At 65.1% G+C, this 14,819-nt stretch carries 14 protein-coding genes; 9 read left to right on the forward strand and 5 right to left on the reverse strand.

Features of this window, described 5'->3' with window-relative positions; translation table 11 throughout:
- Positions 1-31 precede the first annotated feature (31 nt).
- The 5 genes from NOX35_RS25535 to NOX35_RS25555 are packed head-to-tail and all read left to right on the forward strand — an operon-like array spanning position 32 to position 4,839.
- Positions 32-1,048, forward strand: coding sequence for an ABC transporter substrate-binding protein (locus tag NOX35_RS25535; RefSeq protein WP_256495159.1), 1,017 nt, complete (start codon positions 32-34; stop codon positions 1,046-1,048).
- Complete coding sequence (locus NOX35_RS25540) at positions 1,045-1,926, forward strand: ABC transporter ATP-binding protein (protein ID WP_182284959.1); 882 nt, start codon at positions 1,045-1,047, stop codon at positions 1,924-1,926. The genes NOX35_RS25535 and NOX35_RS25540 overlap by 4 nt, the downstream gene beginning before the upstream one ends.
- Entirely contained in the window at positions 1,923-2,756 is an 834-nt protein-coding gene (locus NOX35_RS25545) for an ABC transporter permease (protein ID WP_256495161.1), read from the forward strand. The genes NOX35_RS25540 and NOX35_RS25545 overlap by 4 nt, the downstream gene beginning before the upstream one ends.
- On the forward strand, positions 2,749-3,636 hold the full coding sequence (locus NOX35_RS25550) for a hypothetical protein (protein ID WP_256495163.1): 888 nt from the start codon (positions 2,749-2,751) through the stop codon (positions 3,634-3,636). The genes NOX35_RS25545 and NOX35_RS25550 overlap by 8 nt, the downstream gene beginning before the upstream one ends.
- A 36-nt stretch (positions 3,637-3,672) precedes the next feature.
- Positions 3,673-4,839, forward strand: coding sequence for an acyl-CoA dehydrogenase family protein (locus tag NOX35_RS25555; RefSeq protein WP_256495164.1), 1,167 nt, complete (start codon positions 3,673-3,675; stop codon positions 4,837-4,839).
- A 57-nt stretch (positions 4,840-4,896) separates the two neighbouring features.
- Here NOX35_RS25555 and NOX35_RS25560 read toward each other — a convergent pair whose 3' ends face one another.
- The 3 genes from NOX35_RS25560 to dacB all read right to left on the reverse strand — a co-directional run bounded on the left by NOX35_RS25560 (position 4,897) and on the right by dacB (position 8,478).
- Positions 4,897-5,568 (reverse strand): OmpW family protein, encoded by a 672-nt coding sequence (locus NOX35_RS25560; protein WP_182284963.1) that lies wholly within the window; start codon positions 5,566-5,568, stop codon positions 4,897-4,899.
- Between the two features lie 35 nt (positions 5,569-5,603).
- Positions 5,604-6,779 (reverse strand): SGNH/GDSL hydrolase family protein, encoded by a 1,176-nt coding sequence (locus tag NOX35_RS25565; protein ID WP_256495165.1) that lies wholly within the window; start codon positions 6,777-6,779, stop codon positions 5,604-5,606.
- 250 nt (positions 6,780-7,029) lie between these two features.
- A complete protein-coding gene (gene dacB / locus NOX35_RS25570) occupies positions 7,030-8,478 on the reverse strand; it encodes a D-alanyl-D-alanine carboxypeptidase/D-alanyl-D-alanine-endopeptidase (protein WP_182284964.1) in 1,449 nt (482 codons plus the stop codon).
- A gap of 173 nt (positions 8,479-8,651) precedes the next feature.
- On the opposite strand from dacB, the gene tsaB reads away from it, so the two are divergent.
- The 4 genes from tsaB (at position 8,652) to corA (ending at position 11,962) form a co-directional block, all read left to right on the forward strand.
- The gene (tsaB, locus tag NOX35_RS25575; RefSeq protein WP_182284965.1) at positions 8,652-9,359 is read left to right on the forward strand and encodes a tRNA (adenosine(37)-N6)-threonylcarbamoyltransferase complex dimerization subunit type 1 TsaB; all 708 of its coding nucleotides are present in this window, start codon (positions 8,652-8,654) and stop codon (positions 9,357-9,359) included.
- A gap of 7 nt (positions 9,360-9,366) precedes the next feature.
- On the forward strand, positions 9,367-9,879 hold the full coding sequence (gene rimI / locus NOX35_RS25580) for a ribosomal protein S18-alanine N-acetyltransferase (protein ID WP_003060455.1): 513 nt from the start codon (positions 9,367-9,369) through the stop codon (positions 9,877-9,879).
- Entirely contained in the window at positions 9,870-10,763 is an 894-nt protein-coding gene (locus NOX35_RS25585; RefSeq protein ID WP_182284966.1) for a uracil-DNA glycosylase family protein, read from the forward strand. Before rimI ends, NOX35_RS25585 begins: the two co-directional genes overlap by 10 nt.
- Positions 10,764-10,975: 212 nt before the next feature.
- Positions 10,976-11,962 carry a magnesium/cobalt transporter CorA gene (gene corA / locus NOX35_RS25590; RefSeq protein WP_034350790.1) on the forward strand — a complete coding sequence of 329 codons (987 nt, stop codon included), beginning with the start codon at positions 10,976-10,978 and terminating at the stop codon, positions 11,960-11,962.
- A gap of 257 nt (positions 11,963-12,219) precedes the next feature.
- On the opposite strand, the gene NOX35_RS25595 is transcribed toward corA, so the two are convergent.
- Both NOX35_RS25595 and NOX35_RS25600 read right to left on the reverse strand, forming a co-directional pair.
- A complete protein-coding gene (locus NOX35_RS25595) occupies positions 12,220-13,491 on the reverse strand; it encodes an MFS transporter (protein ID WP_182284967.1) in 1,272 nt (423 codons plus the stop codon).
- A gap of 151 nt (positions 13,492-13,642) precedes the next feature.
- Positions 13,643-14,707: a porin gene (locus NOX35_RS25600; RefSeq protein ID WP_182284968.1), complete on the reverse strand. Its 1,065-nt coding sequence runs from the start codon at positions 14,705-14,707 to the stop codon at positions 13,643-13,645.
- Between the last annotated feature and the right edge of the window lie 112 nt (positions 14,708-14,819).

Here is a 14,819-nt window from a genome sequence, read left to right on the forward strand (position 1 = left end):
TTGCTTCAAAGCAACTTCAAAGGTTAGAACCATGGGAACCCGTCGCGACGCGCTTGGCAAGCTTCTGTCCATCAGTGCTGCATCCCTGGGCTTGGCGGCTTGCTCGCGCTCCGACAACCAGGCCAGCAGCGATACGACCCGCACGGCACAAAATGGCAAGGTCGTTCCCTTCAACTACCCCGACAATCCCTCTTTCGACCTGATCTATCTGGCCGACAGACTGGGCTACTTCGACGGGACCTCCACCCGCCCCAACTACGTGGGCAAGATTGCCGCCCCCCAGATCATTCCGCTGGTCGGCACGGGCGACATCCATTTCGGCTCGCGCATGGTGCCGCTGGTGATTTCGGCCATTGCGGCCGGGGCCGACATGAAGGTGATTGCCGCCGGCAGCAAGACGCTGCAGGAGGCGCCGCATATGAAGTACTTCGTGCGCAAGGATTCGGGTATCCGCACGCCCAGGGATCTGGAAGGCAAGACCATAGGCTTCAACAGCTTCGGCGCCTGCGCCGAGTTTGTCTCCAAGACCTATTTCCGCGAGCACGGCGCCGATGTCAACAAGATCAACTTCCTGGTCGTTCCCGACAACCAGGGCGAACAGGCCGTGATCGGCCGCAATGTGGATCTGGCCATCATCCACCCACCCCATTCCGGCGGTGCCGAGGCCAACCCCGAGCTGCAGCGCCTGTGGACCGACTACGACCTGGACCGCGGCCTGGGCGGCATGGCTCCCTACAGCGTCAATGGCAAGTTTGCGCGCGAGAACCCACAGGCCGTGCGCGATGTGGTCACCGCCATCGCCAAGGCCGGCAACTGGGTCAACGCCAACACCGACGAAGCGCGCCGCTACACGGCCGAGCGTCTGGGCATGGAGCTCAGGCATGTGGAGCGCTATGCCTATGTGGACGACCAGGTCATCACCGAGCCGCCCATCCAGTACTACATCGACGTGCTGGAGCGTGAAGGCAAGCTGCAGCCGGGCAAGGTGGCAGTCAAGGATGTGTACACCAACGAGTTCAACCCCTTTGCCAAGGGAGCAGCGACATGAGCACGGCCCGCTCCGCCATCAAGATCCGGGCACGCGATGTGCGCATGGACTTCGCGATTGCCGACGAGCACGGCCGCAAGCAGCAGATCGCCGCCCTGGAGGACTTCAATCTCGATATCCGTGAAGGCGAGTTCTTCACCCTCCTCGGGCCCTCGGGCTGCGGCAAGTCCACGTTTCTCAACGTGCTCGCCGGGCTGGCGCGCAAGACCGGCGGCAGCATCAGCATCGACGGCCAGCCGGCCAGCGGCATCAACCGCGAGCAGGGCGTGGTGTTCCAGGGCTATGCGCTGTTTCCGTGGCGCAGCGTGCTGGAGAACATCGAGGTCGGGCTGGAGATCCGCAAGATTCCCAAACGCGAGCGCCGGGAGACTGCCGAGCAGTTTCTGCACCTGGTGGGCCTGGCCGGCTTCGGCCAGCGCTACCCGCACGAACTCTCGGGCGGCATGCGTCAGCGCGTGGCCATCGCCCGCTCCCTGGCCTATTCGCCCAGCCTGCTGCTGATGGACGAACCGTTTGCCGCCCTGGATGCCCAGACACGCGAAATCCTGCAGTCCGAGCTGCTGCGCATCTGGGAACAGCGCAAGACCACCATCGTCTTCATCACCCACAGCCTCGATGAAGCCATCTATCTGTCGGACCGCATCGCCGTCATGACGCACCGCCCCGGTCGCATCAAATCCGTTCTGGACATAGCGCTGCCGCGTCCGCGCCCCGCCGAGATACGCCACGCCCCGGCCTTTGTGCAGCTGCGCGAACAGGCCTGGGATGTGCTGCGCGACGAAGTCGCCTTTGCCAGCGGCCACCGCCAGCAACCGCTGGCACCGCTGCTGCCCACCGCCCCTGATTTCAGCCTGGCCTTGCGAGGATTTGCCATATGAGCCAACTGGCCGCCTCCCCATCCCGGCGCCCCGGCAAGCCGGTGTCGCCGCCTTCCTCCCGGCAACTCGGGCTCCAGTGGCTGGAGCGCTCGGCCTGCGTGCTGCTGTTCTTTGGCATCTGGGAATTCCTGCCGCGCGCGGGACTGGTCAATTCGGCCTTTCTCAGCCCGCCATCCGCAGTTCTGGCGGCCATCGTCCAGCTGGCGCAGAGCGGCCAGTTGGGCAAGCATGTGGCGGCCAGCCTGCAGCGCTCGCTGGCAGGGCTGATTCTGGCCGTCGTGGCAGGCGTGGCGCTGGGCCTGCTGATGGGCGTGGTGCGCCGCTTCCAGGCCTTTGTCGACCCCTTGCTGCAGCTGTTCCGTCAGGTCTCTGCCCTGGCGCTGTTTCCGGTCTTTCTGCTGTTCTTCGGCATCGGCGAGGCCTCCAAGATCGCCATCATCTTCTGGGCCGCCTTCTGGCCGGTGCTGCTCAACTCCATCAGCGGCGTCAAGCAGGTGGAAAAGCTGCTGATTCATTCGGCGCTGTCCATGGGGGCCTCGCGCGGCTTCATCTTCTTCAAGGTCATCCTGCCGGCGGCAGCACCGTCCATCTTCACCGGCATCCGGCTGGCGGGCGCCTATTCCATCACCGCGCTGGTCGCCGCCGAGATGATCGGCTCGCATGCAGGCCTGGGCTTTCTCACGCTGAACTCCCAGGAGATCTTCCAGATCCCCAGCATGTACGCCGGCATCGTGCTGCTGGCCGTTCTGGGCCTGGCTCTCAACTATGGGCTGGCCTTGCTGGAAAAGCGCCTGACGCGCTGGCGCAGCGGACTGGAATTTCATGAGTAGCGCCACGCAATCCTGGCTGCGTCTGGTCCTGGCCGGCACTGCGCTGGCAGCCGCTGCCGCTGCCGCCGGCGCTGGCGTGCTGTGGCCGGCACTGCCGGATCTCGGCGGCACGGAGGCTGCAGGCCCGGTGCTGCAGCAGGCCCGGCGCCAGGGCATGCTCCATGTGGCCCTGCGCAGCTATGCACGCCCCTCCCTGCCCGGCGCACCCCTGCCGCCAGAGCCCGATGTCTACGACCTGGCCCTGGCGGACTGGCTGGGCCGGCAACTGGGCACCAGCGTCAGAATCACCCCCGCAAGCGATGCCGACCTGGTGCTCGAAGGCGTGGCGTCACAGGACGGCCCGGTCGCTGCCGATCGCCAGACCGGCGGCAGCTATATGCCGCAGAGCCTGCAACTGCTGGTGCTCAAGCAGCAGGCCTCCCTCTGGAGCCGCCATGCTCCCGGTCACTGGAGCTCCTGGCTGCCGCATGTGAGGCAGAAGGCCGCCCCTGGACCCACGGCCTGCGTCGCCATCGGTCAGGCCTCTGCCAGCACCTTGCAGGCCCAGGGCCTGCAGCCTCTTTTCGCGCCCTCCAGCATTCATGCGGTCAGCGATTTCCTGGCCGGCAAATGCCATGTTCTGGCCGAGTCGCCCGATGTCATCACGCGCCTGCTGCAACAGGACAGCTGGCGCTTCTACACCCGTCTCGGCAACCGCTTTCGCACCACGGATCAGGCCCATATCCGTCTGGCCAGGGCCGATGCGCAGTCGGCCCGCTGGCTGCAGCAGGCTGTCCAGCAGTGGCAGCGCAGCGGCCTGCAGCAACGCGCGCAGGACAACCGCGTCAGCACGATTGCGCTGGAAGCTTCCTTGCTGGAAGACGGAGCCATCTGCCACTGAGCGTCCGCCTCTTTTCCGCTACCCACCTTCTTCACCATGTTCTCCAGTCACTTCAACGATGTACTAGTCGCCCTGGAAAAAACCGCCGTCGCACGCGACCGCCAGGGCGGCCATGCGGCAGCGGAAAAAGCCTTGCTGCGCGATGCCGGCCTGCTGCGCCTGGCGATCCCCCGCGAGCATGGCGGCGATGCGCTGAGCTGGCCCGACATCTACCGCCATGTCCGGGCCCTGGCCGCAGTCGACAGCGCCCTGGCCCATGTGCTGGCGTTTCACCAGCTCCAGGTCGCCACCGTGCTGATCTATGGCTCGCGCCAGCAGCAGCGCCTCTGGCTGCGCCGCACCATCGACGAGCACGGCTGGTGGGGCAATGCGCTGAACCCGCGCGACACGCGCCTGCAGGCCCAGCCCCGAAGCTCGGAGCCGGCCGGCGGCTATGTGCTCGACGGCCTGAAAGGCTTTTGCTCGGGCACGCGCGGCTCTCACTACCTGACGGTATCGGCCAGCGTGGCCGGGCACGCACAGCCGGTTCTGGGCCTGCTTGAGACCGCCTCGCCCGGCATTGCCGTCAAGGACGACTGGAACCCCATGGGCCAGCGCCAGACCGACAGCGGCTCGGTACAGTTCAATCGCGTCCAGCTTCCCGCCAGCGCCGTCATGCGCGACGAGACTGCCGAAGTCACGGCCTTTCATACGCTGCGCAACTGCCTGGCCCAACTGGTGCTGGTCAACCTGTTTGTCGGCGTGGCCCAGGGCGCACGCCGGCAGGCTCGCGACTATGCGCGCGAACATGGCCGCCCCTGGCTGGGGTCGGCAGTGGAGCGCGCCACCGACGACCCCTATCTGCTGCGCCGCATGGGCGAGATGCAGGCCCAGATTTCGGGAGCCGCCCTGATGGCCGATCACGGCGCAGAGCTGCTGCAAAAAGCCTGGCAGCGCGGCCCTGGGCTGAGCGCAGCGGAACGCGCCGAGGTCGCCATCGCCGTCTTCGAAGCCAAGGTCATGGCGCATCGCTGCACCCTGTTCGCGACCCAGGAAATGTTCGATGTGGTGGGCTCACGCGGCACCCATGCCGACCTCGGCTTCGACCGTTTCTGGCGCAATGTGCGCACCCATACCCTGCACGATCCGCTGGACTACAAGCTACAGGCCCTGGGCCGCTGGGCCGTGCATGGCGAGGAGCCTTCGGCCCAGCACTACAACTGAGCCGCGACACAAAAAAATCCGGGACCAGCCCGGATTTCATGTTTCGGCCTTGCCGCCTCAGAAGCGGTAGCCGATGGCCAGGTTAAACACATCGGGATTGAGCCTGACGCTGATGCTCTGGCCCGAAGACAGATGGATCTTGGTCTTCAGAAAGCTCTTGGCGTAGGACGCATCCACGAACCAGCGTTCGTTGAACTGGTAGACAAAGCCCAGTTGCGCCAGGGCACCAAACTTGTCATCCAACTTGGCGGTGGTCGGATTCGCCTGGGTGCCCCCTGTCAGGCCGTTGAGCGTGGCCGTGGTCTTCTCGCCATAGAAATGGGCATAGGTCACGCCCAGGCCCACATAGGGACGAAATGGCGCATTGGCTTCATTGAAGCGGTACTGCAACATCAAGGTCGCGGGAACGGCCTTGGTGCTACCCAGCTTGCCCACGCCGGCAATCGAGCCGGCTCCCGACAGGTCATGCTTGAAGGGCGTTGCCAGCGGCACGTCCAGCGCCAGATTGTCGGTCACCATATAGGTGATGCCGCCGCCCAGCTGGGTGTTGCTGCCGGCGTCGACCTTGGTGTTGGGAAACGATGGCGCCGACAGATTGCCGCTGCTCACATCGGGCGCCAGATGGGTCACGCCCACACGCGCCATCCAGCTTCCGGCCGATTGGGCGCTGGCCAGACCGCAGGCCGCCAGCGCAGCAGCGGCTGCAATGATCCGCACAGAAATTTTCATGGTTTTGTCTCCTTGTTATTGAGGTGCGGACGGATTTACAGCCAGCCCTTCTGGGCCAGAGAGCGGGAAACCAGCTGGCTCATTTGCTGATGGCCGTAAGGCGTGGGATGGAAACTGTCGGCAAAGACATGGTGCTGCCACCAGTCAGGGCTGGATTTGCCGGGTGTGGCACTCAAGGCCGCTGCCGTGCAGGTGGGGAAGGTATAGGTGGGCAGGCCGCTTTCGTCCACGCCGGTGATCGGGCAGACCGGGTCCTTCACGTTGTCGAAGTCGTACTGGGCCGGGTTGCTGATCTGGCTCTTGAACTCGGTGTAGAAATCGACCACGACCACCTGGGACTGGCCTGCCAGACTGGCTGCCAGCTGGTTGTTGAAGACCTGTACCAGGGCATCGAATGACGCTTCCTGCTTGGCGGCCGCAGCAGCCCCCTGATCCCCGCCGCCTGCGGCCTGGGCAATGCTGGCCAGGACCATCTGGAAGCGCGGTGTCTTGGTGATGGCGGGAACATTCAGCACGGCCACACGCGTGGCGCCCTTGGCGACCACATTCTGCGCAATGGAGCCGGCCAGAGTCTTGGCCAGGGTCTGCAGATAGGCACCCGCCGCCAGGCCGGCAAACTTGGAGGCATCGCCTCCGGCCTGGGTCATCAGGGCCGTGGACGTGCCCGGAGCCTTGGAATCCAGCCAGGCCACCATGGCGTTCAGCGGCTGCGAATTGCCCTTGGCCGCGGCAATCAGCGCCCCGATCACGTCGGCTGCATCGTTGGCGCCGCCATCGATGACGACGAGATCATCAGCAGTGAAACCGGCCTTGGATGCGGCCTGGATCTGAACCAGAACCGACTTGGGCGATGTCGGCGCATCCAGCGGGTTCACGCGGCCACCACCGACTGCGTAGTTGGTGCAGGTGGCGACTTCCTGATAAGTCGTGAGATTCTCGTCACCGGCACGAAAGTGTGCGCACAGGCTCTGGCTGAACTGGTCGGCAATGCGCTCAGGCCAGATCATGGTCGAGCCGGCACCGGTGGGCGCCGAGCCCTGTACCGTGAACTTGAAGCCGAAGGTGCCGCTGTCCGAGAGGCTGTCGCCCATGACCTTGACCGAGGTGACCTTGGCCTTGGGGGTGGTATCGGCGCCGCCTCCGCCACCGCAGGCCGCCAACAGGCCCACCGTTGCCATTGCAGCCGCCAAGAGTTTGAGTTTGCTTGCCAAGATGATGTTCTCCTGAGGTGTTGTGAATCGCACGGTCGTGCTTTTTTCCTCAGCGTCATCCTAGCGACACTCATCCCCGCGTTGTTATCGGGCAATTACCGATGGTCGGACAAAAATCCAACGCCCAATAACCTGATCAGCAGGCTGTCACGCAACAAAAAACCGGACCAGGGTCCGGTTTGTCGAGGCTGGCAGAGAACTGGGATTGAGCGGCGATTGAGCAGGGATAGAGCGTCCGCCCTCCTGGCGACTACTGGGCCGCCGTCCAGTCCACCAGAGCATCCCAGGCCGTGCGCGCCGCGGCCGCATTGGCATGGTTGGCCATGGCCACCAGCACATAGCGCTGGCCGCTGGCACCGTCGACATAGCCGGCCAGCGCCGCCGAGTCGCGCAGGCTGCCGGTCTTGAGGTGGGCCGCGCCCGCAAAGCGGCTCTTGCTGCGGCGCAGCGTGCCGTCCACGCCGACGATGGGCATGGAGGAGACGAACTCCGGCATCACGGGCGAGACCCAGGCGTTCTGCAGCATCTGCCCCAGTCCGCTGGCCGTGATGCTGGCATTGCGGCTCAGGCCTGCGCCGTTGTCCACCACAGGCTGCTCGGCATTGCCCCAGCGCGCGGCCCACCACTGGGCCAGCGACTGCCTGGCGGAGTCGAAGCTGGCCACGCCGGTGCGCTGCATGCCCAGGGTGAGCAGCACATGCTGGGCCATGATGTTGTTGCTGTATTTGTTGATGTCGCGCACCACTTCGGACAGTGCCGGAGACTCCAGCTGGAATGCCGGCTGCAGGCCCTGGGGCACGCTGCCGTCGCGCACGGCGCCGGTGAGCTTGCCGCCCAGCTCACGCCACATGCCTTCTATGGCCTTGGCTGCAAAGCGCTCGGGCTGCGCCGGTGCGATGGACCAGCTCTTGTCGCCGCAGCTTGCCGGATAGCTGCCATTGAAGGCGATGCGCTGCGGATTGTTCATGTCCAGCTGCATCTTGCTGCGCCAGTCGCCGCAATCAGAAGTAGGAGCAGCCAGCGCAACTGTCTGCTGGTTTTCCATACCGAACATCGGTGGATCGTATTGAATACGAGCGACACCAGCTCCTGTATCAGGAGCAATATTCAGCGCCACGGCCTTGTAGTTGATCAGCAGCGCATCGGGCGAGGCGTTGTAGGGCCGCCAGGGCTCGTTGTCGAAGACCGCCGCATCATGCGCGGGCAGCTGAAAGGCACTGCGGTCCAGCACGATATCGCCCACGATGACCTTGATGCCCATGCCTTGCAGGCGGCGCAGCATCAGCCACAGGCGCTCCAGCACCAGCTTGGGGTCGCCCTGGCCCTGGATGTAGAGGTTGCCGCGCAGGGCGCCATCGACCACCGGGCCGCCCAGGTAGACGGGCGTGCGCCAGACATAGGCCGGACCCAGCTGGTCGAGCGCCGCATAGGTGGTGACCAGCTTCATGACCGAGGCCGGATTCATGGCCTGGTGCGTGCGCCAGGCCAGGCTCGGTGGCGATCTGCCATCCACATTCATCACCAGCAGCGATACGGCCTCGCGCGGAATCTTGGCGCGTTGCAGCGCCGCGTCCACGGCGGCGGGAATGCGGGTGTCGGCAGGCAGGGACTGCGCCAGCGCGGGCTGGGCCAGCAGCGCCAGCAACGATGCGCCCAGCGCACTCAGGGTCTTGCGAAGAAAGAAGGGGGTCTGCAGCATGGGGCCAGAGTCTACGCCGGGCTTCGCCCATGCCGGGCATTGGCAGCGCCCGCGGCAAGCTGGCGGCGGGCGTCCGATAATGCAGGGCTACGCTGCCCTCTTCTGCAGCCCAGTGCAGTCCAGTGCAGCCCTTATTGCGCTCCAGCCCGCCCGCGGCTGACGCCCCGCCGAACATGAATCTTCTCGCCATCGACACCAGTACCGATACCTTGTTTGTTGCCGTCCAGCGTGGCGATGCCATCTGGCAGCACAGCGGGCCGGGTGCGCAGCAGTCGTCGGCCCAGTTGCTGCCAGCCATCCGCCAGCTCATGAAGGAGGCAGGGCTGAGCTTTGCGCAGCTGGACGCCATTGCCTTCGGGCGCGGTCCCGGCTCCTTCACGGGCCTGCGCACGGCCTGCGCCATCACCCAGGGTCTGGCGTTTGCCGCCAAGGTTCCCGTGCTGCCCGTGGACTCGCTGCTCACCGTGGCCGAAGAGGCCCGTCATCTGCATGACTGCACCGAGGTCGAGGCCGTGCTCGATGCGCGCATGCACGAGGTCTATCACGCCGCGTTCCGCTATGTGGACGGCCAGTGGATCGAGCCCGAGGACTTCGGCCTGTGCGCCCCCGAGGCGCTGCAGGCCGCAGCCGGCCATGCCGTGGCGGGCAATGCCCAGCCCGTCTACCCCGAGCTGCTGGCACCCGCCGCCCGCCATGTGCACGCCATGCCCACGGCCACGGCCATGCTGCGCCTGGCACCGGCACTGTTGGCAAAAGGCTGCGCGGTGCCGGCCGAAGAGGCGCTGCCGCGCTATATCCGCGATAAAGTGGCAAAAACCACGGCCGAACGCGAAGCCGAGAAGGCCGCCGCTGCCACTGCCTCCGACGCCGCCTCCCGATAAGCACCTCATGACCTTGCCCAGCAGCTCCACACTCGCCACCGACGCCAGCACCCAGGATGCGGCATCCCTGGTGCATTTCGAGCCGCTGTCCGCGCTCTGGCTGGACACCCTGCTCCCAATCGAGGAGCAGGCCTATGTCCATCCATGGACGCGCGGCAACTTCCAGGATGCCATGGTGGCCGGCTACCAGATACAGCTGCTGGTCGATGCCGATCACCAGTTGCTGGGCTACTTTGTCGCCATGCAGGCGCTGGACGAGGTGCATCTGCTCAATATCACCGTCAACCCGGCATGCCAGCGCCAGGGCTGGGCGCGCGTGCTGCTCGATGCGCTGGCGCTGTGGTCGCGCCAGCAGAATGCCCAATGGATCTGGCTGGAAGTGCGCGAAAGCAATGCCCGCGCCCGCGAGGTCTATCTCAGGCACGGCTTTGCCGAAGTCGGCCTGCGCAAGAACTACTACCCCAACCCCAACGGCCCGCGCGAACATGCGGTGCTCATGAGTCTGAAACTATGGCCCTGAACCTGGACGCCCGCCAGCGGGCCATGCTGGAAGCCATGGGCATCACCGTCTGGTTGCCCGAGCCCGTGGAACCCGTGGCAGTGGCTGCTGTCACTGCAGTCGCCGCCGCACCGTCACCGGTCGTCGAGCCCCTGCCCGTCGCGGCACCGGCAATGCGCGTGGCGTCGCCCGCCCCCGTGAGCCCACCCGTGGTGCAGGCCGCCGCGCCCGCAGCCGAGGCAGCACCGGCCCAGCCGACCAGACCTGCCAGTCCGCCGCCCCAGAATCTGTCCGGCCACCGGGCGCACGAACCGCGTCAGTTTGTGCAGCAACCCGCCGCAGGCCCGGCAGGCGAGCCCGGCCTGGGCTGGACCATTAGTCCCGCCCAGCTGGTCTACCCCCATGCGCCTCAGCATGTGCACAGCGCCGGGCAAGGCGGCTGGCTGATCCTGCTGGAGCCTGCCGCCAACCCGCCCCTGCTGAGCCCGGCGCAAAGGCCTGCGGCCGACTGCGCCCAGACGGCTCTGCAGGGCGATGCCGCCAGGCTGCTGGACAATATGCTGCGCGCCCTCGGACTGCAGGAAAAACCGCGCGTCTTCAGCGCTGCGCTGCACCGCGCGCCGCCCGATGCCGATCTCAGCCATGCCCAGGCACTGCAACCCGCGCTGGAAACGCTGCTGCGCGAGCTGCGCCCCGACTGCGTGCTGGTCCTGGGCCTGGCCAGTGCACGCGCCGTGCTGGGCCGTCATGATGCGCTGGGACGGCTGCGGGCCGAACCGCACCACATAGCGGGCGTGCCCACGGTGGTGACCTACGACCCCAACTATCTGCTGCGTGCGCCGCAGGCCAAGGCCGGAGCCTGGGCCGACCTGGTGCAGGCCGACGCGTTTACCAAGGGGCTGTGACAGGCGGGCGACAAGCCCCGCTTACCCACTCTCCCAACTATGACGCACGCGACATGCTGCAGTGCAACGTAGCATAATCACTCGCTTCGAATTATTGAAAGACATCCGTGGAAACCTACCCTAGTTGGTAGCTTTCAGCTCCCGGTGAAGACTGTGGGGGTTGAAAGCGCCCTGATCCCTGCAGAACCTCAAGAACAACCGGGAGTGAGCTGATGCTCAACATCTTTACGCTAGCCAATGGTCGACTCGTTCAGGAAGAAATCGAGTCCCTGGCAGACCTTGAACGCTTTCGCCCCGTCTGGGTCGACCTGGAATCGCCAACCCTCGAAGAAAAGCGCTGGATCAAGCAGCACTACGAGCTGTCCATCCCCGAAGATGCGATGGACGACGATATCGAGGAGTCGGCGCGTTTTTACGAAGAAGACAATGGCGAGCTGCATATCCGCAGCGACTTTCTGATCGACGACGACGAAGACCCCCGCTCGGTGCGCGTGGCCTTCATCGTCAACCAGCACAACGCAGCGCTGCGCAGCCATGGCGTGCTGTTCTCCATCCATGACGAGGATGTGCCTGTCTTTCGCCTGCTGCGCATGCGGGCGCGCCGTGCGCCCGGCTTGATCGACGATGCCAAGGATGTGCTGCTCAAGCTGTTTGACGCCGACGCCGAATACTCGGCCGATACGCTGGAGCGCATTTACGACGACCTGGAAAAAGCCAGCAAGATGGTGCTGTCCGGCGATGTGACCGACGAGATGGCCAAGGAAGTGCTGGGCGCGATCGCCCGCCAGGAAGACTTGAACGGCCGCATCCGCCGCAACGTCATGGACACGCGCCGCGCCGTGAGCTTTCTGATGCGCTCCAAGATGCTCAATGCCGAGCAGTTCGAGGAGGCGCGCCAGATCCTGCGCGACATCGAGTCGCTGGACAGTCACACCGCCTTTCTGTTCGACAAGATCAACTTCCTGATGGACGCCACGGTCGGCTTCATCAACATCAATCAGAACAAGATCATCAAGATCTTCTCGGTGGCCAGCGTGGCCTTGCTGCCGCCCACGCTGATTGCCAGCGTCTACGGCATGAACTTCAAGTTCATGCCCGAGCTGGAATGGGAATTCGGCTACGGCTACGTGGTCGCCCTGATGATTCTCAGCGCCGTCGGCCCCATGCTGTACTTCCGCAAACGCGGCTGGTTGAAATAGCCCCCTGTGGCGCTACGCGCCTTTCCGTTGCACGGCGCCCCACAAGGGGGACGACACATTTGCTGGGGCAGCCTTTGCTGGGGCAGCCCTTGCTGGGGCAGCCCTTGCTCGGTGTCTACTCAGATGCGCCGCACCAGGTTCAAGGCGTTTCCCGTCAAAAAAGGAGCTGTTTACGCCTGACTGACGGTCATCTCAGACTCCAAAGATGCTGAAACCCATAAAAAATGAGCGCCAGGCGCTCCTTTTTTGCAAGCGCATCACGATGACTGCGCTTCGGCGCTGCGCTCGCGCACCCAGAGCACGATGCCGCACAGCATCACGATCACCTGCGTGCCTATCAGCGCAGCAAAGCCCGCGAAGAATCCCGCACCCACGCCGCCGCGGGCCGACAGCGCGCCTATCACCGCACCCATGATGGCCGGCATGAAGCCCGCGACCAGGCTGCCCGCGCCGTTGACCACGCCATAGGCACTGGCCACATGCTCGGGCCGCGCGCAATGCTGCACGGTGCTCGGAATGGCCGGGCTCATCAGCCCCCAGCAGAAGTTGGCGGCAATCAGGCAATAGGCTGCCGCATAGCGGTCTTCCATATGGATGGCCAGCCACACGGCAATCGCCACGCCGAGGCTGCCGAAGACAAAGATCAGCGGCACCTGCCGGCGCGCGATGCGGTCGATGATCATGCCGCCGACGAAGACCGCCGCCACGCTCGCGTATTGCGGCAGCGAAGCCAGCCAGCCCATCTCGCGCATGGAAAAGCCGCGCGACTCCTTGAGATAGGCGGGCAGCCAGTTGCTGCTGCCCCAGAGATAGGACAGAAAAGCCGCCGTGAGAATGGTGATCAGCCACAGATAGCGCGTATGCATGGCACCGCGCACGATCTGGCCGACCTGGCCCACGGCCTCGCCCAGCGACTGGGGCTTGGGCATGCCGGTGTCCACCTTGGGCATGCGCACAAAGGCCCAGACCAGCGGAACGCCCAGCAGCACGTTGATCAGGCCCAGCACATGGAAGGAGGTTTCCCAGTTGTGGCCCACGACCAGGTAGCCGACGAAGGGATAGCCCACCGCCAGGCCCAGTCCGGTGCCCATATTGACCAGGGAGTTGGGTTTGCCGTTCTCGCGGCTCTCGAAATGCGCCTTGATGTAGCTGCCGGCCAGCGAGAACAGCGGCCCCTCGGACACACCCAGCAGAATGCGCGATGCCAGCAGCAGCCCGTAGCTGTTCATGGCCGGCGACAGAAAGGTCACCACACCCCATAGCAGCAAACCGGCAAACAGGCTGCGGCGCACGCCGAACAGCGCCGCACAGAACGGCGTGAGCACAAAGGACGAAACACCGTAGCCGACCATGAAGGCCGTGGCCAGCAGGCCCTGACGCGTTCGGTCGTCGGGCGTGAGGCCGATATGCGACAGAAAGTCGTGATCGGTGATGAGGACCGAGATATTGATCCGATCCACGTAGGAAATGGCGACGATCACGAACAGCGTGACCACGCCCCACCAGCGCAACGAGCGTGAGTCTTTCATGATAGGAGTCCGGCTAGCGTTGAGAGAGAAAAAAGCCGGGACCGGCACCCGCCGGCCCCGCCAGGGCGCACGTCCTGGCGGGCGCGCGGTACGGCAGCCCTGCTGCTGCCGAAACCCCGTGGCCGGCCCATGCCGGCCCTGCGGGGCAGGATCAGAAGAAGTGGCGGATGCCCAGTTCCAGGCCGTTCGCGTTGCCGCCCGGCGTGGTGCCTGGAGCGCTCAGCCCCTGCACGCCGATGGACTTCGCCGCCGAGCCCTTGTTCTTCAGGAAGGCATAAGTGCCGTAGACCTGGGTGCGCTTGGAGAGGTTGTAGCCATAGCCCACGCTGATCTTGTTCCAGTCCGCATTGCTGCCGGACAGGTTGTAGTGGCCGAAGGAGGCTCGGGCCTCGCCATTGCCCACGGGAGCGGTCACGCCCAATTGCACGGCCGTGATCTTGGTGCCGCCGCGCTTTTCCGAGGCCCACAACAGCATGGGCTTGGCGACCCCGAAGTCGTAGGACAGGCCTACATTGTTCGCCGTCAGATTGGTGTCGCTGGTGTTGCCATAGAGGCGGCCCGTGGCCAGCGCGCCGTTGAAAGCGCCCTGGCGATAACCCAGGCGCAGGCCACGGTAGTCACCCTCGCGCTTGTTGGGGGCGCCGCTGGGCTGCTCGCCGAATGCCAGCTGAGCCTGGCCGTAGAAGCCACCCAGGTTCTGGGGCAGGAAATAGCTCACTGCATTGCTGATCTGTATGGGCGCACCGCCGGTCGAGGGAACGCCCGGAATACCCAGCATGGTGAAGGCACCGGTGCCGCCCACGCCGTTGGTCAGGAAGGGATCGAAGATCAGCGTGTTCAGAAAGGTCGCCGAATCATCGCGCCCCAGGCGCACCTCGCCCCAGTCTCCCATCAGGCTGACTGTGGAGCGACGGTTGAAGCTCAGACCGCCGCCCGAGGCCTTGCCGGCGCCGCTGTCCACATCCAGGCCGGCCTCCAGCCAGAATCCCGCCTTCAGGCCCCCGCCCAGATCCTCTGTGCCTCGAAAGCCCAGGCGGCTGATGTTGGCACCGCCTGTGGAAAGGCCGGTCTTGGAGGCTCCAGAGCCGCCCAGATGGGCAACGCCGACGTCGACGACTCCGAAAAGCTCGACCTTGGACTGCGCAAAAGCCGCGCCGGGCAAAGACGCCAGGCAGGCTAGCGCCACGCCGAGGGCCGGCGTATGGATGGATTTCATGGTTTATCTCCTCTAGGGGTGGTGGTTTGTCTTCAGTTGCTAGCCCAGGGCCTTGCTCGTCAATCCAGCAAGGTCCAACTCAGGGACACCGATGAGGGCGCGGGCCTGCCGC

It is taken from the genome of Comamonas sp. C11, from assembly GCF_024496285.1.
Classification (GTDB): domain Bacteria; phylum Pseudomonadota; class Gammaproteobacteria; order Burkholderiales; family Burkholderiaceae_C; genus Comamonas; species Comamonas testosteroni_F.

Bases quoted from the DNA above. Each gene is read 5' to 3' on its own strand.
- NOX35_RS25535 (WP_256495159.1), top strand. From the start codon at position 32: ATGGGAACCCGTCGCGACGCGCTTGGCAAGCTTCTGTCCATCAGTGCT.
- NOX35_RS25540 (WP_182284959.1), top strand. From the start codon at position 1,045: ATGAGCACGGCCCGCTCCGCCATCAAGATCCGGGCACGCGATGTGCGC.
- NOX35_RS25545 (WP_256495161.1), top strand. From the start codon at position 1,923: ATGAGCCAACTGGCCGCCTCCCCATCCCGGCGCCCCGGCAAGCCGGTG.
- NOX35_RS25550 (WP_256495163.1), top strand. From the start codon at position 2,749: ATGAGTAGCGCCACGCAATCCTGGCTGCGTCTGGTCCTGGCCGGCACT.
- NOX35_RS25555 (WP_256495164.1), top strand. From the start codon at position 3,673: ATGTTCTCCAGTCACTTCAACGATGTACTAGTCGCCCTGGAAAAAACC.
- NOX35_RS25560 (WP_182284963.1), bottom strand. From the start codon at position 5,568: ATGAAAATTTCTGTGCGGATCATTGCAGCCGCTGCTGCGCTGGCGGCC.
- dacB (WP_182284964.1), bottom strand. From the start codon at position 8,478: ATGCTGCAGACCCCCTTCTTTCTTCGCAAGACCCTGAGTGCGCTGGGC.
- tsaB (WP_182284965.1), top strand. From the start codon at position 8,652: ATGAATCTTCTCGCCATCGACACCAGTACCGATACCTTGTTTGTTGCC.
- rimI (WP_003060455.1), top strand. From the start codon at position 9,367: ATGACCTTGCCCAGCAGCTCCACACTCGCCACCGACGCCAGCACCCAG.
- NOX35_RS25585 (WP_182284966.1), top strand. From the start codon at position 9,870: ATGGCCCTGAACCTGGACGCCCGCCAGCGGGCCATGCTGGAAGCCATG.
- corA (WP_034350790.1), top strand. From the start codon at position 10,976: ATGCTCAACATCTTTACGCTAGCCAATGGTCGACTCGTTCAGGAAGAA.
- NOX35_RS25595 (WP_182284967.1), bottom strand. From the start codon at position 13,491: ATGAAAGACTCACGCTCGTTGCGCTGGTGGGGCGTGGTCACGCTGTTC.
- NOX35_RS25600 (WP_182284968.1), bottom strand. From the start codon at position 14,707: ATGAAATCCATCCATACGCCGGCCCTCGGCGTGGCGCTAGCCTGCCTG.